Source organism: Streptomyces lydicamycinicus, from assembly GCF_000829715.2.
Lineage (GTDB): Bacteria > Actinomycetota > Actinomycetes > Streptomycetales > Streptomycetaceae > Streptomyces > Streptomyces lydicamycinicus.
This window is the reverse complement of sequence record NZ_BBNO01000001.1, coordinates 44,588-68,925: the sequence shown is the minus strand read 5'-3', so window position 1 is coordinate 68,925 and position 24,338 is coordinate 44,588. Positions and strand designations below refer to the sequence as shown.

Genomic DNA, 24,338 nt, shown 5'->3' with positions numbered 1-24,338 from the left:
GTGACTCGCGTGAAAGACACTGCCTTGACCGGGTCGATCTGTCCGAGACCCGTCAAAAGATCGCGGGATCCGGCGAAGACGTACGGAGGGTCAGGCCTTGCCCCGGGGTGGCGCGGCGGTGTGCCGGGCGCCCCGGGGCACCGGACTCAGCCGCGGCGGCGGGCCGCCTCCCACAGGACGACACCGGCCGCGACACCGGCGTTCAGCGACTCCGCGCCACCCGGCATCGGGATGCGCACCCGGACGTCACAGGTCTCGCCGACCAGCCGCGACAGGCCCTTGCCCTCGCTGCCGACGACGATCACGACCGGGCCGTCCAGCGCCTCGACGTCCTGGAGCTCCAGCTCGCCGTCCGCGGCCAGCCCGACGACCGTCAGACCGGCCTTCTGGTACGACTCCAGGGTCCGGGTCAGGTTGGTGGCGCGGGCGACCGGCGTACGGGCCGCGGTGCCCGCCGAGGTCTTCCACGCACCGGCCGTCATCCCGGCCGCCCGGCGCTCCGGCACGACCACGCCGTGGCCGCCGAAGGCACACACGGAGCGGACCACGGCGCCGAGGTTGCGCGGGTCGGTGACGCCGTCGAGCGCGACGATCAGCGGGTCGTCACCGTTGTCGAAGGCGGCCGCGGCCAGGTCCTCGGGGTGCGCGTAGTCGTACGGCGGGACCTGGAGGACCAGGCCCTGGTGGTTGAGGCCGTTGGTCATCCGGTCCAGCTCGGGGCGCGGCGCCTCCATCAGATTGATGTCGCCGCGCTCCGAGGCGAGCTGGAGTGCGGCGCGCACCCGCTCGTCGGTGTCGATGAACTGCTGGACGTAGAGGTTCGTCGCGGGCACGCCGTCGCGCAGCGCCTCGAAGACCGGGTTACGGCCGACGACCAGCTCCGCGGTGCCCTTGGCGCCGCCGCGCCGCGGGGCCGGGCGGCGCGCCGCGGCCTGCTTCGCCTGGGCGTTGGCAAGGCGGTTCTTGACGTGTCCCTTGCGTGCGGAGGCGGGCGGGGTCGGGCCCTTGCCCTCCAGGCCCCGGCGCCGCTTGCCGCCGCTGCCGACCTGCGCGCCCTTCTTGTTGGACGTGCGGCGGTTCCTGCGCTGGCTGTTGCCGGCCATGGGTCACCTGTTTCTTCACTGCTCTCGACGTCTCGCGACGTGGAGTGGGGACGTACGTATGGAATGAGTGTCGCCCGCGGCCACCGGGACGGTCGAATCCGGGTGGCCGGTGACGGGCGGGAGGGGGGTCAGGACAGCGACCAGCGCGGGCCCGAGGGGGTGTCCTCGATGGCGAGTCCGGACTGCTGGAGCTGGTCGCGGATGGCGTCGGCGGTGGCGTAGTCCTTGCGGGAGCGGGCGGCCTGGCGCTGGTCGAGGACCAGGCGGACCAGGGAGTCGACCACACCGTGGAGGTCGTCGCCGCGGTCCGTGCCGCCGCCGGCCCAGCGCTCGTCGAGCGGGTCCAGGCCGAGCACCCCGAGCATCGCCCGCAGCTCGGCGAGCCGGGCCACCGCCGATTCCTTGTCGTCGGCGAGCAGCGCGGAGTTGCCCTGGCGGACGGTGGTGTGCACGATCGCCAGCGCCTGCGGGACGCCCAGGTCGTCGTCCATCGCCTCGGCGAAGGCCGGCGGCACCTCAAGCGCGGGCTCGACGACACCGGCCTTCTCGACCGCGCGCTGGACGAAGCCCTCGATCCGCGCGAACGCGGACTCGGCCTCGCGCAGTGCTTCCTCGCTGTACTCGATCATCGAGCGGTAGTGCGGGGTGCCCAGGTAGTAGCGCAGCACGATCGGGCGCCAGCGCTTGACCATCTCGGCGACCAGCAGGGAGTTGCCCAGCGACTTGGACATCTTCTCGCCGCTCATGGTCACCCAGGCGTTGTGGGTCCAGTACGCGGCGAAGTCGTCGCCGTAGGCCTTGGCCTGCGCGATCTCGTTCTCGTGGTGCGGGAAGACGAGGTCGACGCCGCCGCCGTGGATGTCGAAGGCGGAGCCCAGGTACTTGTGGGCCATCGCCGAGCACTCCAGGTGCCAGCCGGGCCGGCCGCGGCCCCAGGGGGTCTCCCAGCTGGGTTCGCCCTCCCTGGCCGCCTTCCACATCGCGAAGTCGCGCGGGTCCCGCTTGCCGGTCTCGCCCTCGCCGGACGGCTGGCGGAGGTTGTCCAACTCCTGGTTGGACAGCTGGAGATACTCCGGGAAGGACTTCACGTCGAAGTAGACGTTGCCGTCGGCGGCGTAGGCGTGGCCCCGCTCGATCAGGCCGCGCATCATCTCGATCATCTCGGGGATGTGGCCGGTGGCGCGCGGCTCGTACGTGGGACGCAGGCAGCCGAGGGCGTCGTAGGCCGTGTTGAAGGCGACCTCGTTCTCGTAGCCGATCGACCACCAGGGTCGGTCCTGCTCGGCCGCCTTCTTGATGATCTTGTCGTCGATGTCCGTGACATTGCGCACGAACGTCACGTCGTAGCCGCGGTAGTCGAACCAGCGGCGCATGATGTCGAAGTTCAGTCCCGACCTGATGTGCCCGATGTGCGGGGCGGCCTGCACGGTCGCGCCACACAGGTAGATCGAGACACAGCCCGGCACGAGCGGGGTGAAGTCGCGAATCTGCCGGGCGCTGGTGTCGTACAGGCGAATCGTCACGGAACCAGGGTAGTCGGAACGAGGCAGTGCCCCGCGACCCATTGGGCCCCGGGGAAACAGATCCGTCACAACCGTCCGATTCGCCGGAAGTGTCACCCGCCCGGAGCGGGCCCGCGGCCTGGTCAGATGCTGCCCACCACCTTGCGCGGGGTGATCCGCACCACGACCCGCTCGGCGTCGTCGGCCGACGCCGGGTTGAACTCCGCGTACGGCTTGCCGGTGTACTTCCGCGACAGCTCGTCGATCAGCTCCGGCCCGCCCTCGGTGCTGAGCGAGGCGGAGCCACGGACCTCGGCGTACGTATAGGGCGCGTCGAAGGGCTGGACGACGACGGAGACCCGGGCGTCGCGGCGGAGGTTGCGCTCCTTGCGGCGGCCGACGGTCGTCGAGATCAGCAGATCGTCACCGTCGCGCTTCACCCAGACCGGGGAGACCTGGGGGCTGCCGTCGGGCTGGACGGTCGCCACGGTCACGAAGACCGGGGTGTCGAGGAGCTGCTTGAGATCGTCGGACAGGGTGGCAGTCACGAGGGGTCCTTCCTGCGGGCGGCCATACCGAGGGACACGTACTCCGATGGTCCCCCCAACACCCGCGCGGCGCCCGGCATTCCCGCGCCATACGGGGGAATGCCGGGCGCCGCGTCCGCCGGTCCGGGCCCTGCGGAACCCGGTCAGGCCGTACGGAAGACGATCGCCGTGGCGACGGCGGCCAGGCCCTCGGCGCGGCCCGTCAGGCCCAGCCCGTCCGAGGTCGTGCCGGAGACCGAGACCGGCGCCCCGACGGCCGCCGACAGCGCCTTCTGGGCCTCGTCGCGGCGCTTGCCGACCTTCGGGCGGACGCCGATGACCTGCACCGCGACATTGCCGATGGTGAAGCCCTCGGCCCGCACGATCCGCGCGGCCTCGGCCAGCAGCGTCACCCCGGACGCGCCGGACCACTCGGGGCGGCTGGTCCCGAAGTGCGCCCCCAGGTCGCCGACACCGGCCGCCGAGAACAGCGCGTCACAGGCGGCATGGGCGGCCACATCGCCGTCGCTGTGGCCGGCCAGGCCGTAGCCGTCGCTCTCCGCGGCGTCCCAGAGCAGCCCGGCGCACCACAGCTCACGGCCCTGCTCGAAGGCGTGCACATCCGTGCCGATGCCGACGAGCGGGAGCAGCGGGACGGCAGGGGCCCCGGCGGGAATCGGCTCAGACATAGCCATCGGTGGCCCTCCTGCGGGCGAGTACGGCCTCGGCCAGGACCAGGTCCAGCGGCCGGGTCACCTTGAACGCCTCCTCGTGGCCGGGAACGACCACGACCGGCGATCCGAGCCGTTCGACCAGCCCGGCGTCGTCGGTGGCGCCCTCGCCCTCGACGACGGTGTCATGCGCCTTGCGCAGGGTCGCCAGATCGAAGCCCTGCGGGGTCTGTACGGCGCGCAGCAGCGCCCGCTCGGGGGTGCCGACCACCGGCTCGGGGGCGCCCTGCGGCTGCGGATCGACCTGCTTGACGGTGTCGGCCAGCGGCAGCGCCGGGACGACGGCGGGCGCACCGGCGCGGACGGCGGCCACCACCGCGTCGACCGTGTCGACCGGGACCAGCGGCCGCGCGGCGTCATGCACCAGCACCACGTCGACGGTGTCCGGGAGCGCCGCCAGACCGAGCTGGACGGACTCCTGACGGGTCCCGCCACCGGGGACGACCCGCAGGTCGGTGCGCTCCGGCAGCGGATGCTCATCGAGCAGGCGGCTGACCTCGGCGGCGCCGTCGGGCGGGGCGACGACCACGATCACGGAGACGGCGCGGGAGGCGGCCATCGCGCGGACGGCGTGCACCAGCATCGGGGTGCCGCCCAGGGTGCGCAGTGCCTTGGGGGTGCCGGGACCGAGCCGGACACCACGGCCGGCGGCGGGAATCACCGCGGCGGTGCGGAGGGGACGGGAGGGATCTGACATCGATGGCTCCGGAGTCCGGGGCGAGCCCGGAATTGACGCAGACAGGTTTGTTTCCTCGGACGAGGTGGGTATGGCCTGGGCGTGCCCCCTACGGGGGGAGTGCCGGGCGCGACGCCTTGACCGGACCCTTCCGTGACATCGGTCGAGCCAGCTGCCCGGGCCCGGCACGTCACAGGGGGGCGGTGGTCCTCGCCGGGACCAGCTGGTCGCCCCCCGCGGATCCGTCGCAACACCCGCAGATATGCCGCAGCGCCCGGCAACGGACCGCTCCCCTCGGGGAATCGGTCGTCACTCGGGCACCGCGGCATTGCTACGTCGTCGCTGCGTAGGATTTCCTTGGGTGGGATTTCCTGGCGTTGGATTTACCTGCCGTTGGATGGCGCCAACGCCGGGCAAGGCCAACGCATCAGCGTCGTCAGGACGCGAGTACCTCGTCGAGCAGGGCCTCGGCCTTGTCCTCGTTGGTGTTCTCCGCGAGGGCGAGCTCGCTCACCAGGATCTGGCGCGCCTTCGCGAGCATCCTCTTCTCACCGGCGGAGAGGCCGCGCTCGCGCTCACGCCGCCACAGGTCACGCACCACTTCGGCAACCTTGATCACATCGCCGGAGGCGAGCTTCTCAAGATTTGCCTTGTAGCGACGGGACCAGTTCGTGGGCTCTTCGGCATACGGTGCGCGAAGCACCTCGAAGACCCGGTCCAGCCCGTCCTGACCAACCACGTCGCGTACGCCGACGAACTCCGCATTGTCCGCTGGCACACGAACAGTCAAGTCGCCCTGGGCGACCTTCAGCACCAAGTAGGTCTTGTCCACGCCTTTGATCTGGCGAGTTTCGATGGCCTCGATCAGCGCGGCCCCGTGATGGGGATAGACCACGGTGTCGCCAACCTTGAACGTCATGTGACAGGTACCCCTTCCGTGGCTATCCATGCTAACACGGGAACGGGCCGTTCTGAATGGCGTTTTCGCAGGTCAGGGCATATCTCGGGGCTTGACAACAGCGACCGGAACGTGCTGCGAGGTGTCTCGGGAGACGGGAATTCGCAGGTCGGAGGGGCTGCACGGGTGAGCGGAAACATGCCCGTCACACACCGGGAAGGCGATGATCAACAGGCCGAACGTCCCGGTTTGCACGGATCCACACGAGCGAGTTCCGGTACTCCGTTCGGCTGCTCAGGGACCACTTGGGACGGATTCTGGAATTGATCACGAACCGGCGGGCGAAGAGTGTGATCAATTCCGCGAGCCCTTCACATTCCCTGCGAATACTGCTTTTCCCAGGAAGGAAACCAGCCGCTCACCACCCGAACGGCCGCTTGCCGAAAATTCATGCCCGTTCTTGAGAACGTTCTCGACTCCGCCTGATCCGCGAACCGTTCCGTGGGAGGTTCCGCGGGCCGTTCCGTGTCCCGTGTGCGGCCGCCCGTTTCCCGGTGCGTTCTCCCGTCGCTTCCCGGGGCGCTCCGGCCGCCCTCGGTTCCCGTTCGGGGCCGCGTGTCGAGGGCGGTGGAAACGGGGCCCGGACGGCGGTGGCAGGCCGCTGATCGCGCTGGGGGCGGGTCGGGTGCGGCGGCGCGAGGGCGGCTCGGTAACCTAGCGGCGCTGACACACCCTTAGGGCGGCTTTACGCACCCGTCGTCATGACGTGTACGAGGGCCGCCCCAGCCGTCCATCCGCGACCGGGCACGAACGTTCGGCCGCCGTAGCTCGTCAAGGAGATGCCGCCGCCGTGAGCCGCAGCCTTCGACGCGGCGTCCTCGCCGCCACCGTCCTTTCGCTCTCGATCGCCACGCTGTCCGCGTGCGGGGCCGGGAACGACGCCCAGACGCTTGCGGTCAAGCCGGACAACGCCGCGACCTCCGTGGGCGACATCAAGATCCAGAACGCCAACGTGATCACCCAGCCCGAGGTGGACGCCAAGGGACCGGCCGTGGTCTCCGCGACGGTGTTCAACAGCGGCGCCAAGGACCAGAAGCTGACCGCGATCTCCGTCGACGGCACCGGCCAGACGGCCAAGCTCGCGCCGGCCGACCACGGCTCCGGCCCGGTCACCGTGCCCGCCGGCGGCTCCGTCGTGATCGGCGGCGAGGGCAATCCCTCGGCCGTCCTCGCCAGTGGCCGCGAGGCCGTCCAGGACGGCAACGCGCAGCCGCTGACCTTCAAGTTCAGCTCCACCGGGCAGGTGCGGATCAACGCCTACGTCGTCCCGGCGAAGAACTACTTCGAGGGCTACGGGCCCTCGAAGGTGCCGTCGCCGTCCGGCTCGCCGTCGCCGTCCGGTTCCGGCAAGCCCTCGGGCAAGCCGTCGGGATCGGCGTCCCCGTCCGGTTCCGGCAAGCCGTCCGCCGCGGCGGACCACGCCGAGGACTGAGCCGGCCGCACGACGGCGGCAGGCCGTCATCACTACGCGTCAGGGGCGCCCGTCCGATCCGGAGGGGCGCCCCTGGCGCGTAGTGGCGCAGCCGCGCGGCGCGGCTCACCTCTGCACGGGCCGGCTCACGGCTCGAACTTGTAGCCCAGGCCGCGGACCGTGACGAGGTAGCGCGGTGCGCCCGGGTCGGGCTCGATCTTGGCCCGCAGCCGCTTGACGTGCACGTCCAGGGTCTTGGTGTCGCCCACGTAGTCGGCGCCCCAGACCCGGTCGATGAGCTGCATACGGGTCAGCACCCGGCCGGCGTTGCGCAGCAGCATCTCCAGGAGGTCGAACTCCTTCAGGGGCAGATCGACCTTGCCGCCGGCGACCGTGACGACATGGCGGTCCACGTCCATCCGGACCGGGCCGGCCTCCAGGGCCTGCGGGGCGACCTCCTCCGGCTCGCCGCGGCGGCGCAGCACGGCGCGGATACGGGCGACCAGTTCGCGGGAGGAGAAGGGCTTGGTGACGTAGTCGTCGGCTCCTATTTCCAGGCCGACGACCTTGTCGATCTCGCTGTCCTTGGCGGTCACCATGATGACCGGGACATTGGAGCGGCCGCGCAGCTGGCGGCAGACCTCGGTGCCGGGCAGGCCGGGCAGCATCAGGTCCAGCAGCACGAGATCGGCGCCGTTGCGCTCGAACTCGTCCAGTCCGTCAGGGCCCGTAGCCGCGATGGCGACCTCGAAGCCCTCCTTGCGAAGCATGTACGACAGTGCATCGCTGAACGATTCCTCGTCCTCGACGACAAGCACTCGGGTCACGGAAGGACCTCCGGGGCTGGGTGAGCAGGGAGCGGATCGTTGAAGGTCTCGTACGGGCGGTCCTCTTCGTCGAGGCCCTCCGCGGAGAGGTCGGCGGGCCGTTCGCGGTCGCGTACGGCCCCGGCTTCCGGGAGACGCAGGGTGAAGGTGGAGCCTTGACCCTCGGCGCTCCATACCGTGACCTCCCCGCCGTGCGAGGCGGCCACGTGCTTGACGATGGCGAGGCCGAGGCCGGTCCCGCCGGTGGCGCGCGAGCGCGCCGGGTCGACGCGGTAGAACCGCTCGAAGACGCGGTCGCGGTCCTTCTCGGATATCCCGATGCCCTGGTCGGTCACCGCGATCTCGATCAGGTCGCCGCCGGGCGCGGAGACACGGCGTCCGGCGATCCCCACGCGGGTGCGCGCCGGGGAGTAGTTGACGGCGTTCTCGACGAGGTTGCCCAGGGCCGCCGCGAGCTGGCCGCGGTTTCCCCAGACGCTGAGGTCGGCGGTCCCGCCGGCGGCCATGGTGATCTGCTTCGCGCCGGCCTGCTGGCGGCAGCGGTCCATCGCCTCGGCGACCAGCTCGTCGACCCGGACCGGCTCGGCGTCCTCCAGCGGGTCGTCGTTCTGCACCCGGGAGAGATCGATGAGCTCCTGGACGAGGCTGGTCAGGCGGGTGGCCTCGTTCTGCATCCGGCCGGCGAAGCGCTCGACGGCCTCGGGGTCGTCGCTGGCGTCCATCACGGCCTCGGAGAGCAGCGACAGGGCGCCGACCGGCGTCTTGAGCTCATGGCTGACGTTGGCCACGAAGTCGCGGCGGACGGCCTCTATGCGGCGGGCCTCGGTGAGGTCCTCGACCAGCAGCAGGACGAGCCGGGAGCCGAGCGGGGCGACTCTGGCGGAGACCGCGAGGGCCTCGCCGCGGCCGGTGCCGCGGCGCGGGAGATCCAGCTCGACCTGGCGTATCTCCCCGTCCCTGCGGGTGTCGCGGGCCATCTGCATCATCGGCTCGACGGCGAGCTTGCCGCCGCGGACCAGCCCGAGGGCGTACGCGGCGGAGCTGGCCTTGACGACGGCGTCGGCCTCGTCGAGCACCACGGCGGAGGAGCGGAGCACCGAGAGCACGGTGTCGACGCCGGGCGGCAGCGCGGCTTCCATATGCAGCGAGCTGCGAGTGGGCTTGGCCTGGTCGCGCTCGCTCCAGCGGAACGCCAGCATGGCGAAGACGCCGGTGCACAATCCGGCGATCGCTGCCACTGCGGCGACGGCCGCATCCACGTTCATGACTCCAGGTTATGCGCCGGGTCGGACACTTCCCCAGCCGTGCGAGGCCCCGCACGAACAGCCGTCGCCCAGAGTTCACCGTGGCGTCCACACCGGTTCACTCCGGAGGCCGGTACGGAGCGTGTGCCCGCCCGCCGGATGACCCTAGGGAAACCGGCGCGTACGCCCCGTCGCTCCGGCGCACGGCCAGGTGAACCGCCCGGCCGGCCTCGGGGCAGGGGTTGCGTCGCCCAGAGTTCACCTTCACGTCGGCGCCGGTTCACCCCCGGTGGCACCGCAGGTCGCGCGGCGCCCGCAAGGTGAGGGTGCGGGTGCCGGACCGGTTCCGCTCCGACCCGCGACCGGACACCCTGAGCGACCGCGGGCGGGCGCCCCTCCGGAGCACGGCACCGCGGAGTACCGGCTCCGCGGAGCGCTCCTCCGGGATCCGCGCCGCACGGGCACCGGCCGTGAGAGCGTGGGCACAGGTCACCCTGCACCCCGTTCCACCTCCCACGCCACACCACCACATCGAAGCGAGAGAAGGTCACTGATGCGGGACGCGTACCACGAGGAGCTGGATTCGATCGGCGAGGGCCTGGTCGAGATGGCCCGGCTCGTCGGCTCCGCGATCGGTCGCGCCACCACGGCGATACTCGACGCGGACCTCAAGCTGGCCGAGAACGTCATCGCCGCCGACGAGAAGGTCGACGATCTCCAGCGCGACCTGGAGGCCCGTGCGATCGCCCTGCTGGCGCGGCAGCAGCCGGTCGCCACCGACCTGCGGATCGTCGTCACCTCGCTGCGGATGAGCGCCGACCTGGAGCGCTCCGGCGACCTGGCCCAGCATGTGGCCAAGCTGGCCCGGCTGCGCTTCCCGGAGTCGGCCGTTCCGCGCGATCTGCACGCCACCATTTTGGAGATGGGGCAGCTGGCGCAGCGCCTGATGGCCAAGTCCGCCGAGGTCATCATCACCAAGGACGTCGACCTCGCGCTCCAGCTGGAGCAGGACGACGACGCGATGGACATGCTGCACCGCACGCTCTTCCAGCACCTGATGGACGACCGCTGGAAGCACGGCATCGAGACGGCCGTGGACGTGACCCTGCTGGGCCGCTACTACGAGCGCTTCGCGGACCACGCGGTGTCCGTGGCCAAGCGGGTCGTCTACCTGGTCACCGGCGAGCACGCCGACGAGATCGCCCCGCCCACGGCGGTGGAGGGGACCTGACAGCACCGGCGGGCGGAGGGCGCGAGTCCGCCCCATGAGCCACCGTGCGCCGTTGACGTGTGCTTCCACGCGCCGTTGACGCGCCTCGTCACCCGGGCTTGCAATGGGCAGCAGGTGACCCCTAGGAGGCAATGCATGGCACCCATGGCGGACTCCCCCAACCCCGCGGCCGAGGCCCCGACGGCCGTCGACCGCCCGCGGCTCCCGCTGCTCGGCGCCTGTGGCTGCGGCCCCGGCTGTAGCTGCGGCTGCCAGTCGGGCGGACCGTGCCAGTGCGGCGGCGGCTGCTAGCGACCTCGACGGCACAGCGCCACGGCGGCCCCGGCCGGTCGGTCTTCACGACCCCCGGCCGGGGCCGTCCCGCATTCCCGTCATTCCGCCGTCGTCACAGCATGATCGCCAGCGGATGGATCTCGTCCGCCTTGTGGCCGGCGCGCTCGTGGATGCGTTGCACGGCCCCCGCCGAGGGCGCCTCGGACAGACAGAAGACATCGCCGGATTCGGTGTCGGCCCAGGCGTTCTCGAAGGTCACGCCCTCCTCGCTCTGGATAGCGAGATCGGCCTGATGCGCGGCTTTGAACTCATCGGGCGTGAGGCCCTTCATACCGTGATGGATGTCCATGAACTTGGGCATCGGGCTCATCCTCCAGATTGCAGACGACACCCCCTCTTCCATGCTGCATGCTGCCCTTGCACTCAGCTACGGCTGGCCGTCGGGCGCCGCCGGAACAGAACCCGGGTGCCGCGCAGAACGAGGAGGAACACCGCCCGGAAGGCCAGGAAGACCGTGGTCAGGGCGAGGGCGCGAGAGACCACCTCGGAGATCGTGGCCCCGGGGTCGGGCAGGTCGAGGAGACGCGAGAGCTCCCCGATCGCCACGACCAGCCCGAACAGGAAGGGCAGCCACTCCCAGTGAGTCCGTGAACGCCACCTCGCCGCGGCCTGCCGTCTGCGCCGCCACGCACGGGCTCCCAGGCTGAGGAAGACGCTCAGGACCATCATCGAAGCCGGCACCCACAGGTCCCCCCAGTGGACGGTAAGCGGCACTGCGCCTCCCCCTCGTAGAACTCTGACCTGCCCAGATGGACGGTGCGCCGAGCGCAAAAGACCCCGGCCGACGGCGTAGGGCCGTGGACCGGGGGCCTTGCTCCGCACGCGGTGCGGACTGCGCTTGCGTGGGCTACTTCTTCTTGCCCTGGTTCTTCACTGCCTCGATGGCGGCCTTGGCGGCCTCCGGGTCGAGGTAGGTGCCGCCGGGCTTGACCGGGCGGAAGTCGGCGTCCAGCTCGTAGGCGAGCGGGATGCCGGTGGGGATGTTCAGGCCGGCGATGTTCTCGTCGGAGATGCCGTCGAGGTGCTTGACCAGGGCGCGGAGGCTGTTGCCGTGCGCGGCGACCAGGACCGTGCGGCCGGCGAGGAGGTCCGGGACGATGCCGTCGTACCAGTACGGCAGCATGCGGACGACGACGTCCTTGAGGCACTCGGTCTTCGGGCGCAGCTCCGGCGGGATCGACGCGTAGCGCGGGTCGTCCGACTGGGAGAACTCGGCGCCGTCCTCCAGGGCGGGCGGCGGGGTGTCGTACGAGCGGCGCCAGAGCATGAACTGCTCCTCGCCGAACTCGGCCAGCGTCTGTGCCTTGTCCTTGCCCTGGAGCGCACCGTAGTGGCGCTCGTTCAGCCGCCAGCTGCGGTGGACCGGGATCCAGTGCCGGTCGGCGGACTCCAGGGCCAGCTGCGCGGTGCGGATGGCGCGCTTCTGGAGGGAGGTGTGCACTACGTCGGGGAGCAGGCCGGCGTCCTTGAGCAGCTCTCCGCCGCGGACTGCCTCCTTCTCGCCCTTCTCGTTGAGATTGACGTCCACCCAGCCGGTGAACAGGTTCTTCGCGTTCCACTCGCTCTCGCCGTGGCGGAGGAGGATCAGCTTGTACGGTGCGTCGGCCATGGCGTCGAGCGTAATCGACATCCGGACCGGGCCCTGCGCGGGTCCAGGAGCTGGGATCCGCGACGACGTTTGACGCTTCCCGTCAATTGAGTGGCGGGTCGGGCCAGGCGCTCAGTAGGGTGCGGATGCACCGTTCACCACTTACACCAGTCGCCTCTTCCGTGCCCGCCGCCCGGCCTTCCGGCGCCCGCCGCGGCCGGACCCGCCCGCAGCCCTGCCACGCACCGCTTCACCATTCGACGGGGGAAATGTCATGTCCGCATCCACGCCTGGCCCCACCAGGCGGTCCGGTTTCCGACGGGCCGCCGTGGAGAGCGTCTCCGGCCTCCCCCGGCAGTTCTGGTGGCTGTGGACCAGCACCTTGATCAACCGGCTGGGCGCCTTCGTCGCCACCTTCCTCGCGCTCTATCTGACCGTCGAGCGCGGGTACTCGGCCTCGTACGCGGGACTGGTGGCGGCGCTGTACGGCCTGGGCGGGGTGATCTCGTCCGTGGGTGCCGGGGTGATGACCGACCGGCTCGGCCGGCGGCCCACCATGCTGATCGCGCAGCTGTCGACGGCGGCGTCCGTCATGCTGCTCGGCTTCATGACGGACCCGGTCGCCATCGCGGTGGTGGCGGGCCTGGTCGGCATGGCGACCAACGCCTCCCGCCCCGCCGTCCAGGCGATGATGGCGGACATCGTCGCCCCCGAGGACCGCGTCCGCGCCTTCTCCCTGAACTACTGGGCGATCAACCTCGGCTTCGCCATCTCCTCCACCGCCGCCGGACTCATCGCCCAGCACGGCTACCTGGCCCTCTTCCTGGGCGAGGCCACGCTCGTGCTGGCCTGTGCGCTGGTGGTCTTCTGGAAGCTCCCGGAATCGCGCCCCGCCCCGAGCGCCCCGGGCGGCCCGGACGACGAGGCCACCGGTCCGGCCCCCGCCCCGGTCTCCATGGGGACCGTCCTGCGCGACGGCCGGTTCATGATCGTCGTCGGCCTCAACCTGCTGCTCGCGCTGCTCTTCCAGCAGGCCTATGTCTCGATGCCCGTGTCGATGGGTCAGGACGGCTTCTCCAGCGCCGAGTTCGGCATGGTCATCGCGGTCAACGGCGTCCTCGTCGTACTGCTTCAGATTCCGGTGACGCGCTTCATCGAACACCGCAGCCCGGCCATGCTGCTCATCGGCTCCGCCCTGCTCGCCGGCTACGGCTTCGGGCTGACCGCGCTGGCCGGCTCGGTCGCCATGTACGCGGTCGCCGTCACCGTCTGGACCCTCGGCGAGATCATCAACTCCCCTACCCAGATGGGCCTGGTGGTGCGTCTGTCCCCGCTGCACGGCCGCGGCCGCTACCAGGGCATGTACTCCTTGTCCTGGTCCGTCGCCTCCCTGGCGGCCCCGCTGCTCGGCGGCGTGGTGATCGACCGGTACGGGGCGGATGTCCTGTGGGCGGGCTGCGCGGCCGTGGGCACCGTGGCGGCGGTGGGCTACGGGCTCCTGCTCCGGAGCCTGCCGGAGGAGGAGGGCACGGGGGCGGTGGCCGCGGGTCAGCCCGCCGTGGGCACGCAGGAGTCGTCGGAGCCGGTGCAGCCTTCCGGGCGCACACGGGAGGCCGGGGCGCCGGTGGGGGCGGGCGAGCCGGTGGCGTGACGGGGGCGGGCGGCCCGGGCTGTGGCGTGGAGGCGCGGGGTCCGGGTCGTGGCGTGGGCGCGGGGCCCGGACCGTGGGCGTGGTCACCGGGTCCGGGTCGTGGCGTGGGCACCGGGGTACGGGCCGCTCCCCCGGCCGGGCCCTTCGCCGTACGGCTATGCGGAGGGCCGCTGCGTCAGATGCGCGAAGGCGTCGAGGTTGCGGGTGGACTCGCCGCGGGACACCCGCCAGGCGTACTCCTTGCGGATCGCCGTGGCGAAGCCCATCTCCAGCAGGGTGTTGAAGCTGCCGTCGGCGTTCTCCAGGACCGTGCCGAGGATGCGGTCGAGTTCGTCGGGGGTGACGGCGGCCAGCGGGAGCTTGCCCACGAGGTAGATGTCGCCGAGCTTGTCGATCGCGTAACCGACGCCGTAGAGACGGGTGTTGCGTTCGAGGAGCCAGCGGTGCACGGCCTCGTGGTTCTCGTCGGGGCGGCGGACGACGAAGGCGTTGATGGAGAGCGAGTGCCGGCCGACGATCAGCGAGCAGGTCGTGGAGAGCTTGCGGGTGCCGGGGAGCTTGATGACGTAGGTGCCGTCGGAGGGGGATTCCCAGTCGAGGCCGGCGTCGTTCAGCGTCTGCTCGATCACGGTCCCCGCGGTCGCCTCCGGGGGCGCGGCCGGCCCGGCCTGCCCCGTCGCCTTGCTCACGCCGTGCTCCTCGCCCGTGTCACCCATGGAGCGATCGTAGGTGACGGCGGTGCTCCTGCATGGCGGCGGTGTAGACGTCACCGGTCGCCGCGGCGGCGGTGTCCCAGCCGAAGGACTGGGCGTGCCGGGCCGCGTCGGTGCCCATCCGGGTGGGCAGGGCCGGGTCCGCGACGAAGCGGGCGAGTGCGCGGGCGTAGTCGGCCGGGTCATGGCCGGCGACGAGGAAGCCGCTGACGCCGTCGCGCACCGCCACCGGCAGTCCGCCGACCGCGGCCGCGATGACCGGGGTGCCACAGGCCTGGGCCTCGATGGCGACCAGTCCGAACGATTCGCTGTACGAGGGCATGACCAGCACGGAGGCGGCGCGGTACCAGTCGGCGAGCTGTTCCTGGCCGACCGGCGGGCGGAACTGCACCAGATCCGCGATGCCGAGCCGGGCGGCCAGCTTCTGGAGGCCCTCGGGCTTGGCCAGACCGCTGCCGCTGGGCCCGCCGACCACGGGCACCACCAGACGGGAGCGCAGCGAGGGGTCCCCGTCCAGCAGGGCGGCGGCCGCACGCAGCAGGATGTCGGGGGCCTTCAGCGGCTGTATCCGGCCGGCGAAGAGCGGAATGACCGCGTCCTGCGGCAGGCCGAGGCGGGCGCGGGCGGCGGCCCGGCTCTCGGCGACATCGCCGCCGGTGGGCCGGAAGCGGTCGAGGTTGACGCCGGGGTGCACCACCGCGATCTTGCCGGGCTCGGCCTCGTAATGCCGGGCGAGCTCGTCCGCCTCCTCGGCGGTGTTGGCTATCAGCCGGTCAGCGGCCCGGACGATCTGCGTCTCGCCGATGACCCGGGCGGCCGGCTCGGGGGTGTCACCCACGGCCAGCGCGGCGTTCTTGACCTTGGCCATGGTGTGCATGGCGTGCACCAGCGGGACGCCCCAGCGCTCACCGGCCAGCCAGCCGACGTGGCCGGAGAGCCAGTAGTGGGAGTGCACCAGGTCGTAGTAGCCGGGGCGGTGACCGGCCCAGGCCTGCATCACGCCATGGGTGAAGGCGCACAGCTGGGCGGGCAGCTCCTCCTTCGCCAGGCCCTCGTACGGGCCGGCGTCCACATGCCGTACGAGGACGCCGGGGGCCAGCTCGACGGCGGGCGGGAGGGTGCCGGTGGTGGCGCGGGTGAAGATCTCCACCTCGATGTTGATCGAGGCGAGCTTCCTGGCCAGCTCGACGATGTAGACGTTCATGCCGCCGGCGTCGCCGGTGCCGGGCTGATGCAGCGGGGAGGTGTGCACGCTGAGCATCGCCACCCGCCGCGGACGGCGGGGGCCGCCGGGCAGCCGCAGCCTGGCCTGGCCCGGGAACTGGCCATGGGGACGACTGCGGAGCCGGGACACGTATTGGCTCACGTCGAGCTACCTCCTAGGCGAGGCGGCGGCGCGCCTCCGACCCCGTCCAACAACCGACCGCGGCCATCCATTTCCGTTCGGCACGCGCTCCGCGTACTTTGCCAAAGCGTGACCGAGCGGGGACGGGCGGGAGCTCGGCGGGCCCATGGGGGCCTGGGCGCGGCCGGGTGGGGCCTCGGCGCGGCCAGGTGGGGCCTCGGCGCGGCCCGGTGGGGCCTCGGCGTTCCGGTGGCACGTCGGCTCACTCCGGCGGTCCCCGGCGCGGCCAGGGGGGTCCCCGTCAGGCCGCCGACCGGTCCCGGCGGAACCTCGGCGGGCGGCGCACCCGCACCCACCCCATACTCTCGATGGCATGGCCCGCCGCCCCTCCGTCCCCGCCGCCGCCCCGGCGACCGCACCGTCCCGCCCCGTCGGCAACGCCACCCGCGGGACCACCAACCCCAACCGGCTGCGCCGCATGGACCGCTGGATCGCCGCGGAACACGGCGCCGTGCTGCGCCGCGCCGCCGACCCCGTCGCCGTCGACCTCGGCTACGGGGCCGCGCCCTGGACCGCGGTGGAGCTGCTGGGCCGCCTGCGGACGGTCCGGCCGGACGCCCGGGTCGTCGGCATCGAGATCGACCCGGCGCGGGTGGCGGCCGCGCGGACCTATGAGCGGCCTGGGCTGGACTTCCTCCACGGTGGTTTCGAGGTGCCGCTGCCGGGTCAGCGGACGCGGGCGCCGGTCCTCATCCGGGCGGCGAATGTACTGCGGCAGTACGACGAGGCCGAGGTGGCCGCCGTGTGGCGGCGGCTGTGTGCACGGCTGGCGCCCGGCGGGCTGCTGGTCGAGGGCACCTGCGACGAGATCGGGCGGCGGCACGTCTGGGTGGCGCTGGGCCCCGAGGGGCCGCGCACGGTGACCTTCGCGGCCCGCCTCAGCGCCCTCCAAACCCCCTCCGACCTGGCGGAACGCCTCCCGAAGGCGCTGATCCACCGCAATGTGCCGGGCGAGCCGGTCCATGCCTTCCTGCGGGACTTCGACCGTGCCTGGGCCACCGCCGCGCCGCTGGGCGCGCTGGGCGCCCGCCAGCGCTGGCGGGCGGCCGTGGCGGCGCTCGCCACCGACTGGCCGCTGACCGGCGACCCGCGGCGCCGCCGCCAGGGCGAGGTCACCGTGCGGTGGGAGGCGCTGGCCCCTAGGGGGTGAGCCCGGCTACGCGGTCAGCACCGGGTCGCTGAGCGCCCCCAGCTCCCGGATACGCCGCTCCGTCTCCGAGCCACCCGGGGCCGTGTACGTCACCAGCGCCTGGTCCGGGTCGGTGCCCAGCCGGAAGCTCTCGAAGGTGACGACGAGCTCGCCCACCCGGGGATGCAGAATCCGCTTGGTGCCGCGCAGACACTCGTGCACCGACTGCGTCTCCCAGATCCGCCGGAAGTCCGGGCTGTGGGCGAGGAGTTCATTGACCACCTCGCAGATCCGCGGGTCGTCCGGGTGCCGGCCGCTGTCGGCGCGCAGATTGCCGACGACCTCCACGGCCTTGTCCTCCCACTCCGGGTGCAGGGCGCGGGCCGCCGGGTCGAGGAAGACCAGCAGTGCGGTGTTCCGCCGGTCCGGGGCGAGCGCCTCCAGGTCGAAGGCGATCCGGCCGCCCAGCGTGTTCCAGGCCAGGATGTCCAGTCCGCGGCCGACGACCATGGCCGGGACGGTGTCCGCCATCGCGTCCAGGACCTGCTGGATCTCGGGGCGTACGGTCCGTCCGGGCGCGGGGCCGGCGGCGCAGCAGTCCGCGCCGGGGCGCCGGGGTACCGCGATATTGCGCAGATAGGTCACTTCGCCACCCGACAGCCGCAGCGCCCGCGCGATGGCATCCAGGACGGAGTCGGAGATGGCGGGCGCCCGGCCCTGCTCGATCCGGGTGTAGTAGTCGACGCTGATGCCGGCGAGCTGGGCGACCTCCTCGCGCCGCAGCCCGCGCACCCGGCGCCGGTTCACGCCGCCGGGCAGGCCCAGGTCGGCCGGGTCGAGCGCCGCGCGGCGCGCCTTGAGGAACGCGCTGATCTCGATTTCCGCATACAGCATCGGTCCAGTATGCGACGCACGGCCGGTTGGGTGGTTCCCGCCGTCCCAGGTTGCGACGGGCCTGGTCCGCTCCCCGTACGGACAGCAAGGTGGTGCCCGGACGCCTCCGGGGCGCCCCCGAGGCACACTCCGGCACGCCCCGGAGACGCCCTTCGGGGCGCCCCCTGAAAACTCGCAGACTCGCAGAAGGAGCACCTCATGCAGCGCAGGATCCTCGGCGGCACCGGTATCTCGGTCAGCGAGTACGCGCTCGGCGCGATGATGCTCGGCGCCTGGGGCAACACCGATCACGACGACTGCGTACGGATCGTGCACCGTGCGCTGGATGCCGGGATCAACTTCGTGGACACCGCGGACGTGTACGCCGCCGGTGAGTCCGAGGAGATCGTCGGCAAGGCGCTCAAGGGCCGCCGCGAGGACGTCGTCCTGGCCACGAAGGCCGTCAGCTCCATGGGTCCGGACGCCAACCACGGCGGCAGCTCCCGGCGTTGGATCGTGCGGGCGGTGGAGGACAGCCTGCGCCGTCTGGGCACCGACTACATCGACCTCTACCAGATGCACCGCCCCGACCCGACGACCGATATCGACGAGACACTCTCCGCGCTCTCGGACCTCGTCCGCGCCGGGAAGGTGCGGGCGATCGGCTCCTCCACCTTCCCCGCCGAGCAGATCGTCGAGGCCCAGTGGACCGCCGAGCGCCGCGGCCACCTCCGCTTCCGCACCGAGCAGCCGCCGTACTCGATGCTGGCGCGCGGGGTGGAGAACGCGGTGCTGCCGACCGCGCAGCGCTACGGCATGGGCGTGCTGACCTGGGGCCCGCTCAGCGCCGGCTGGCTGTCCGGCCGTGATCTGTCGGCCAGTTCACGGGCCGGTATGGAGAGCCGGAAGTTCGATCTCTCGCTCCCCGGGAACGCCCGGAAGGCCGAGGCGGTCCGCGCCCTGTCCGAGGTCGCGGCGGAGGCGGGGCTGCCGCTGCCGCATCTGGCGGCCGCGTTCGTACGGAGCCACCCCGCCGTGACGTCCGTGATCATCGGCCCGCGCACGCTCGACCAGCTGGACAGCATGCTGGAGGGGTCCGAGGTGACCCTCGGCACGGACGTCCTGGACCGGATCGACGCCATCGTCCCGCCGGGCACCGACCTCAACCGGGAGGACAGCTACTACACACCGCCGGCGATCGCGGATGCGTCGTTGCGGAGGCGGTGAGGGGCCGGGCCCACGCGGAGGCCGGCCCCCGGGAGGCCGGGGCCGGCCTCCGGGCTGCCGGGTCCCGTCCCGTCACCCCACCTCCTCCTCCGAGTAAAAGGTCTCCAGGACCTCTTCCTCCGCCGTCTCCGGAATATCGGCGGCCGCCACCTGAGTCAGGTTGGGGCCGCCGCCGAGCGGGGTCCAGTACACGGAGAAGTAGCCGTTCCCCTCGCCGCCGGGGAGCTTGGTGTTGGCGAGGGACACCTTGACGGTGTCGCCCTTGGCCACGGGAACGGACATCTGGTTTTTCGGCTGCGGCGAACCGCTGTAGGCCACCTGCGGTACGGAGATGGTATGGGTCACGCCGGCCGTGGTCGCCGACGCGGTGAAGTACGCGTTGAGCTCGCGCCAGCCGCTGTTGGAGGTGAAGTACAGACACGTCATCACGACAGTGAGGAATCCGGCGCCGTTCGCGCGGTAGGTGGTCTCTCGGTAGCCGCTCGAAATGTAGTTGGAATGGAGCGTCTGTGAGCCGTTCTTGAAGATGCCGACAGTGCCGTAGGCGTTGAGGTTTGTTCCCGCGGCGGTGTCGAGCCGGCCCGTCTTGAGCCAGAGATAACCGTCGGCCCCGGGATCGACGGTGAGGTTCTTGGTGGTCGTGGCGCCGTTGAGCTGGGTGGTGCCGGCCACGGTGAATTTGCTCGCGACATTGACCTCGCGTCCCTCGGTGGAGAGCGTCAGCCGCCCCCCGATCGCGAGCGACCCGTAAGCACCGCTGCCTTCAATGGTCCGGACATGCAGGGTGTTCGCGGTGTTGACCGTGAGGTCCTTGGTGGTGGTGGCACCGGTGAGGTTGGCGGTGCCGTCCACCGTGAGGTTCTTGGTGGTGGCGGCGCCGTTGAGCCGGGTGGTGCCGTGCACGATGAGGTTGCCGATTTCCAGGTCCGGCTTTTTGACGGATACCTGGGCGGAGAGGATCCGCACCACGGGGTTCGAGGCGTCGCCGGTGGTACCCCGCAGATAGAACGTGGTGTCCGACTTCACGTTGGTGATCTTCTTGCTGGTGTCCTTGGTGACATCCAGATTGGTGTCGCCGTAGAGCAATTCATAGGTGGCGTTGGCGGAGCGCTCCCATGTCAGCGTCACCTCGCCGCCGTTGTCGATGACGAGGGGCGTGCAGATGAGGTTGCGGAGATAGAAGTCCGCGGGGAATTTGCCCACGTTGAATGTGGTGGACCGGGGCTGGAAGGCGCTCGAACCGGTGCGGGAACTCTCGGTGATGGTGATCGGCGAGGTGCCGACCTTCCGGTTGACCGGGATGTCGGAGAGCTGAATGGTGAATCCGGTGTCCGCGCCGATCGGCGCATGGCTGGCAGACGGGGAGAAGACGAATTCCTTTGCGGCGGAATCCAGCCGTACCGACCAGCCGGGCAGGCTGATCCGCGGGGTGATCTTGGCGAGGTCCGTGGCGAGGTCCGGCGACATCGGCCCGGCCGGGACCTTGACCTTGATCCATTGCACGTCCGCCGGGGTACCGCTGTGCCGTGACCCGACGATCTGGAGCTCCCCCTTCTCCTCGGGCGCCTGAGGGTTCTCCGGCGAGGCCTTCAACGGGTCCGGGCTGGTGCTGACGGTGTACGCCAGCAGGGGTTCGTTGGCGGCGGTCTCGGTACTGCGGGTCGGGGAAACCAGGGTCATGGGGTGCTCCTTCAACCATCAGGGGCCGCGCCGCCCTCTGCCGGGGAGGAGCGGCGCGGCCGGAGTAGGGCGGTCTCAGCGGTCGGTGCGGCTGTGCGCGGCGGCGTCGTCGAGAGTGAGGAAGCCGGAGCGGAGTTCGGGCGGGGCCAGCGGCAGGTCGTACTGGTCCTGGCTGAGGACCGGGAGTTTCTCCCAGGCGCGGCCGCGCTGCTCGGTCCAGGTCCAGGTGCCGACGACACCGGCCGGGGTGGGCATGAGCACGGTTTCCGCGACCTCGTCCCGGGCACCGCGCAGCCCGGTGGTGGCGGCGAGCAGGGGTCCGGTACGGAAATTCACCGCCATCCGGGCGATGGCCGGGTCGGTGAATTCCTGCGGGACGAAGACGCGCCGGGTGGCGAGGATGTCGGTGGTGGCGTGCACGGCGGCGCGGGGATCCAGCAGCACGGTGGCGACGGCGGTGCGGTGGTCGCCGAAGTTCAGGTGCAGGCTGGGGTTGTCGCCGATCGGCCGCAGATAGCCGCCATTGCCGGCGGCCGGGTCGATCACCGTCTCGAAGTGGTCGTAGTCGTCGTCGAGGACGTAACCGACGAGGCCGTCGTCGGTCTGTGTGGCCTCGCCGAGGCGGATCGCCCAGGGGTAGTCCGGCAGTTCCGGCTGCGGCGGTTCGAACAGGGCCTGCCAGCTGACGTCGGTACGCAGCGGGCCGTGCAGGTCCATGGTGAGCCGGGTGCGGACCAGGGCGAGCGGCCTGCCGAGGAAGAAGCCGAGGCCCGGGTCGGCGGGGCCCTCCGGGTCGATGGTCTCCAGGGTCCGGTCGACCGTGGCCCGGAACGCGTCGAAGGTCTCCGGGCCACGGCTCCGGACGGCGTCCAGCAGGTCGTATGCGTGCCGCGAACGGTCCCGCAGCTGGTCGAAGTCGGTGACGTCCGAGCCGGGCAGCACCGACCAGGAGACCTCGTGGCGCCCGGCGGCGTTGAGCGTCACCCGCAGTTCGCCGAGGGCGGCGCCGTCGGCCGCGTGGACGACCAGGGAGCGGTCCAGGCGGTTGTGCAGCAGCCAGGCGCAGACGGGGTTGGCGCCAGGGGTCAGGTCGACATCGCCGTCCCCGTCGTCGTCCCCGTCGGCGGAGAGGAAGTCGAAGCGCAGACGGGCGGGCTGGAGCAGTCGCGGGCCGAGTTCGACGAGGCGGTCGCTGTCGTAGCCGCTGACCGGGTGGGCCGGTCGCATGGTGCGGGACATCTCGGGCCGGAAGTGGCTGGGGTTGTCGATCAGGTTGACGGCGCGTCCGAAGCGGTCGACGACGGCCAGATCGAGGAACGCCAGCTGGCCGGCGCGCAGTTCCTGGAACGTCGACGGGGGCCATTCGTCCCAGTCGCTGGCGGGCAGCCCGCCGGGGTCCGGTGGCGGGTAGTCGCCGTTACCGATGAGGTCGGCGGGCTCGCCGGTGGGCTGGAGGCCGGAGAGCGGCTGCCGCTGGGCGAGGGCGGCGCCGAAGCCGTCGAGGGTCTGGGAGAGCAGGTCCCGTTCCCGGGCTCCGGTGCGCAGCCGCCGCATCGTGCCGTCGGGGATGTCGGTGCGGAGGCGGGCGTAGCTCGCCAGGGCGCCGTCGAGGGAGTGCCCGGCGGCGGGGGCGAGCATCTGCCGTCCGGAGACGATCAGGGGGGTGCCGGGTTCGCCGGTGCCCTGCCACTGGTAGCGGGAGCGCTCGATGAACGCCCAGTGGTCGGTGTCGCCCTCGCGGAAGGGCAGCGGGAAATATTCGGCCTTCCACAGCAGGTAGAGCGGCTGCCACGGCATCCGCCATGCGGTGGTGCCGAATTCCGGCAGGGTGCCGGTGACCTCGCGGATCGCGCCGGTCTTCAGGGCGCGGTCGAGGATGAGGAACTCGCTGAGCAGGGCCGGGAAGCAGGCGGGCTGGTGGGTGAGGTCGATCTGCCGGGCGACGCCGGCGACATCGGCGGTGGTGATGCCCGAGGCACGGGTGACCAGCCGTTCGGGGGTGCGGCACGGCAGGGCGGTGTCCCGGGTGAGCGGGGCGTGGAGGTGGGCGCCGTCGAGCGCGAGGACCGGGTCGGCGCAGTAGTCGTAGTCCTGGGCGGGGACGCGGATCAGCCGGCGGGCGGCGCGCGGCCCGTGGGCGGGGTAGAGCTCGGCGGTGCGCGCGGCCAGTTCCGCTTCGGTCCTGCCCCAGGGCACCGTGCGGCGCTGCTCGCCGAGCCGCCGGGCGAGGGCGGTGACCTGACCGGCGGCGCCCCCGGCGTACGTGGGGTCGAGTTCGTCCTCGATGCGGTCGCGGAACTCGTCGGACTGGCGGGGCAGTTGGCTGAGCCACCACAGGTGGTAGAGGCGTTCCCGGGCGGCGTCCAGCGCGGCTTCGGTGGCGTCGTGCTCGGCCTGTTTGCGGTTGAGTTCGGCGACGGTGTCCTGCTCGGCCGCGCGGGCGGCGGGCGGGGCGGCAGCCCGGCCGGGGTCGTCGCCGCGTTCGCCGATGAACCAGCGGTAGCCGCCCGGGACCGGGCCGAAGGCGGTGTCGTGGGCGCGGCGGTCGGTGAGGATGTCGGCCTCGGGACGGTCGCGTTCGTCCAGGGCGTCGACGCCGCCGAGGAGGAAGGCGCGGAACAGCTCCGCGTCCTGGGCGCCGAAGGCCGCTTCGCCGTCGGCCTGGGCGCTCAGCTCGGCGGCCGCCTCGGCGACGCTGTTGGCGACGATGGGGGTGACGTCGTCGCGGTGCGGGCAGTCGGATTCCGGGACCGGGCCGGTGAGGTCCCAGTCCAGGCCGAGCACGGTCCCGGTGTAGACGGAGGTGCGGATGCCGCTGCCGGAACCGGCGGGCCGGGTCCACTGCAGGCGGTCCAGGAGGGCCGTGAGGTCGTCCGCGTCGGCCAGGATGTCGCTGTCCGGATCGGCGTACCACCCGGCGACGAAGTAGCTCAGCCGCTCCTGGTCCGGTACGCCCTCCAGCGTGTCGTGCAGGGAGAACACGTTCGTGTTGTACGGCTGGAAGACCGAGAAGGTCAGCAGACCGGGGCCGATCGCGGTGAGGAACGGCGCGTGCCGGGCGGCCGGTTCGCGCCAGGGGCCGGTGAGTTCATGGCACTTGCCGATCAGTGTGGCGGCCGGTTCGGCGCTGTCCGGGTCCTGGAAGGAGACGGTGCCGTCCATCGGGTCGAGATAGTCGCTCTCGACGACCCAGGCCGTCAGGGCGCGGTCGCCGTCGGTGTGGCGGACGACCAGCCACCGGTTGGGGACCAGCGGGAAGTCCCCGACGCCTTCCTCCTCGTCGTGCCGGCCGCGGGTGAGCGCGGCGGGGAGTTCCCACTGGAGGTAGACGCCGAGCCGGTCCTCGCGGCCGGTCCACTCCTCGGCACCGGCGAAGGGCTCCGGCTCGGGCGGGACGCCGTCACCGATGTCCCTGTAGTTGGTGATCCAGCGGTTGATCACATGCTCGTTGCCGGTGTCGCGGGTCTGCCGGTTGACGGCCAGGGCGGCGACCTCGACCGGTACGACCAGGGTGGTGTCCACGGACATG

At 71.7% G+C, this 24,338-nt stretch carries 22 protein-coding genes; 6 read left to right on the top strand and 16 right to left on the bottom strand.

Annotation, left to right across the window (positions count from 1 at the left end; translation table 11 throughout):
- Positions 1-146: 146 nt before the first annotated feature.
- The 6 genes from rlmB to TU31_RS00275 form a co-directional block, all read right to left on the bottom strand.
- Entirely contained in the window at positions 147-1,103 is a 957-nt protein-coding gene (rlmB, locus tag TU31_RS00300; protein WP_042147078.1) for a 23S rRNA (guanosine(2251)-2'-O)-methyltransferase RlmB, read from the bottom strand.
- Between the two features lie 128 nt (positions 1,104-1,231).
- Positions 1,232-2,626 (bottom strand): cysteine--tRNA ligase, encoded by a 1,395-nt coding sequence (gene cysS / locus TU31_RS00295; protein WP_042147076.1) that lies wholly within the window; start codon positions 2,624-2,626, stop codon positions 1,232-1,234.
- A gap of 122 nt (positions 2,627-2,748) precedes the next feature.
- Complete coding sequence (locus tag TU31_RS00290) at positions 2,749-3,153, bottom strand: PPOX class F420-dependent oxidoreductase (protein ID WP_042147072.1); 405 nt, start codon at positions 3,151-3,153, stop codon at positions 2,749-2,751.
- Positions 3,154-3,296: 143 nt separating this feature from the next.
- Entirely contained in the window at positions 3,297-3,821 is a 525-nt protein-coding gene (ispF, locus tag TU31_RS00285; protein WP_042147069.1) for a 2-C-methyl-D-erythritol 2,4-cyclodiphosphate synthase, read from the bottom strand.
- Positions 3,814-4,560, bottom strand: coding sequence for a 2-C-methyl-D-erythritol 4-phosphate cytidylyltransferase (gene ispD, locus TU31_RS00280; RefSeq protein ID WP_042147066.1), 747 nt, complete (start codon positions 4,558-4,560; stop codon positions 3,814-3,816). Before ispD ends, ispF begins: the two co-directional genes overlap by 8 nt.
- Before the next feature lie 415 nt (positions 4,561-4,975).
- The gene (locus TU31_RS00275) at positions 4,976-5,458 is read right to left on the bottom strand and encodes a CarD family transcriptional regulator (protein ID WP_003953493.1); all 483 of its coding nucleotides are present in this window, start codon (positions 5,456-5,458) and stop codon (positions 4,976-4,978) included.
- An 829-nt stretch (positions 5,459-6,287) separates the two neighbouring features.
- On the opposite strand from TU31_RS00275, the gene TU31_RS00270 reads away from it, so the two are divergent.
- On the top strand, positions 6,288-6,929 hold the full coding sequence (locus TU31_RS00270) for a copper chaperone PCu(A)C domain-containing protein (RefSeq protein WP_042147061.1): 642 nt from the start codon (positions 6,288-6,290) through the stop codon (positions 6,927-6,929).
- A 125-nt stretch (positions 6,930-7,054) separates the two neighbouring features.
- On the opposite strand, the gene phoP is transcribed toward TU31_RS00270, so the two are convergent.
- Together phoP and phoR are read right to left on the bottom strand one after the other, a co-directional pair.
- Positions 7,055-7,726 carry a two-component system response regulator PhoP gene (phoP, locus tag TU31_RS00265; protein WP_465270490.1) on the bottom strand — a complete coding sequence of 224 codons (672 nt, stop codon included), beginning with the start codon at positions 7,724-7,726 and terminating at the stop codon, positions 7,055-7,057.
- Between the two features lie 5 nt (positions 7,727-7,731).
- Positions 7,732-9,000: a two-component system sensor histidine kinase PhoR gene (gene phoR, locus TU31_RS00260; RefSeq protein WP_042147054.1), complete on the bottom strand. Its 1,269-nt coding sequence runs from the start codon at positions 8,998-9,000 to the stop codon at positions 7,732-7,734.
- A gap of 532 nt (positions 9,001-9,532) precedes the next feature.
- On the opposite strand from phoR, the gene phoU reads away from it, so the two are divergent.
- Positions 9,533-10,210, top strand: a complete 678-nt coding sequence (gene phoU / locus TU31_RS00255) for a phosphate signaling complex protein PhoU (RefSeq protein WP_042147051.1) — start codon at positions 9,533-9,535, stop codon at positions 10,208-10,210.
- A 135-nt stretch (positions 10,211-10,345) separates the two neighbouring features.
- Complete coding sequence (locus TU31_RS38400; protein ID WP_158894179.1) at positions 10,346-10,501, top strand: hypothetical protein; 156 nt, start codon at positions 10,346-10,348, stop codon at positions 10,499-10,501.
- A gap of 94 nt (positions 10,502-10,595) precedes the next feature.
- Here TU31_RS38400 and TU31_RS00250 read toward each other — a convergent pair whose 3' ends face one another.
- The 3 genes from TU31_RS00250 to TU31_RS00240 all read right to left on the bottom strand — a co-directional run bounded on the left by TU31_RS00250 (position 10,596) and on the right by TU31_RS00240 (position 12,152).
- Positions 10,596-10,844, bottom strand: a complete 249-nt coding sequence (locus TU31_RS00250; protein ID WP_042147049.1) for an SCO4226 family nickel-binding protein — start codon at positions 10,842-10,844, stop codon at positions 10,596-10,598.
- Positions 10,845-10,906: 62 nt separating this feature from the next.
- Positions 10,907-11,257 (bottom strand): hypothetical protein, encoded by a 351-nt coding sequence (locus TU31_RS00245; RefSeq protein ID WP_042147045.1) that lies wholly within the window; start codon positions 11,255-11,257, stop codon positions 10,907-10,909.
- 133 nt (positions 11,258-11,390) lie between these two features.
- Complete coding sequence (locus tag TU31_RS00240; RefSeq protein WP_042149646.1) at positions 11,391-12,152, bottom strand: phosphoglyceromutase; 762 nt, start codon at positions 12,150-12,152, stop codon at positions 11,391-11,393.
- Positions 12,153-12,405: 253 nt separating this feature from the next.
- Between TU31_RS00240 and TU31_RS00235 the strand changes: the two genes are divergently transcribed.
- Positions 12,406-13,782 carry an MDR family MFS transporter gene (locus TU31_RS00235; protein WP_078885474.1) on the top strand — a complete coding sequence of 459 codons (1,377 nt, stop codon included), beginning with the start codon at positions 12,406-12,408 and terminating at the stop codon, positions 13,780-13,782.
- A gap of 155 nt (positions 13,783-13,937) precedes the next feature.
- Here the strand turns inward: TU31_RS00235 and TU31_RS00230 are convergent, their stop codons facing one another.
- Together TU31_RS00230 and mshA are read right to left on the bottom strand one after the other, a co-directional pair.
- Positions 13,938-14,498 carry a type III secretion system chaperone family protein gene (locus TU31_RS00230; protein ID WP_245698363.1) on the bottom strand — a complete coding sequence of 187 codons (561 nt, stop codon included), beginning with the start codon at positions 14,496-14,498 and terminating at the stop codon, positions 13,938-13,940.
- The gene (mshA, locus tag TU31_RS00225) at positions 14,491-15,861 is read right to left on the bottom strand and encodes a D-inositol-3-phosphate glycosyltransferase (RefSeq protein ID WP_042147043.1); all 1,371 of its coding nucleotides are present in this window, start codon (positions 15,859-15,861) and stop codon (positions 14,491-14,493) included. The genes TU31_RS00230 and mshA overlap by 8 nt, the downstream gene beginning before the upstream one ends.
- 352 nt (positions 15,862-16,213) lie before the next feature.
- Here mshA and TU31_RS00220 point away from each other — a divergent pair, with 352 nt between their 5' ends.
- Positions 16,214-17,050: a class I SAM-dependent methyltransferase gene (locus tag TU31_RS00220; protein WP_042147039.1), complete on the top strand. Its 837-nt coding sequence runs from the start codon at positions 16,214-16,216 to the stop codon at positions 17,048-17,050.
- A 6-nt stretch (positions 17,051-17,056) separates the two neighbouring features.
- Here the strand turns inward: TU31_RS00220 and TU31_RS00215 are convergent, their stop codons facing one another.
- Entirely contained in the window at positions 17,057-17,923 is an 867-nt protein-coding gene (locus tag TU31_RS00215) for a helix-turn-helix transcriptional regulator (protein WP_042147035.1), read from the bottom strand.
- A 198-nt stretch (positions 17,924-18,121) separates the two neighbouring features.
- Between TU31_RS00215 and TU31_RS00210 the strand changes: the two genes are divergently transcribed.
- Complete coding sequence (locus TU31_RS00210) at positions 18,122-19,129, top strand: aldo/keto reductase (RefSeq protein WP_042147032.1); 1,008 nt, start codon at positions 18,122-18,124, stop codon at positions 19,127-19,129.
- A gap of 72 nt (positions 19,130-19,201) precedes the next feature.
- Here TU31_RS00210 and TU31_RS37760 read toward each other — a convergent pair whose 3' ends face one another.
- Positions 19,202-20,809 carry a hypothetical protein gene (locus TU31_RS37760; RefSeq protein WP_063770764.1) on the bottom strand — a complete coding sequence of 536 codons (1,608 nt, stop codon included), beginning with the start codon at positions 20,807-20,809 and terminating at the stop codon, positions 19,202-19,204.
- Positions 20,810-20,884: 75 nt separating this feature from the next.
- Positions 20,885-24,337 carry a hypothetical protein gene (locus tag TU31_RS39470; RefSeq protein ID WP_245698362.1) on the bottom strand — a complete coding sequence of 1,151 codons (3,453 nt, stop codon included), beginning with the start codon at positions 24,335-24,337 and terminating at the stop codon, positions 20,885-20,887.
- Position 24,338 lies beyond the last annotated feature (1 nt).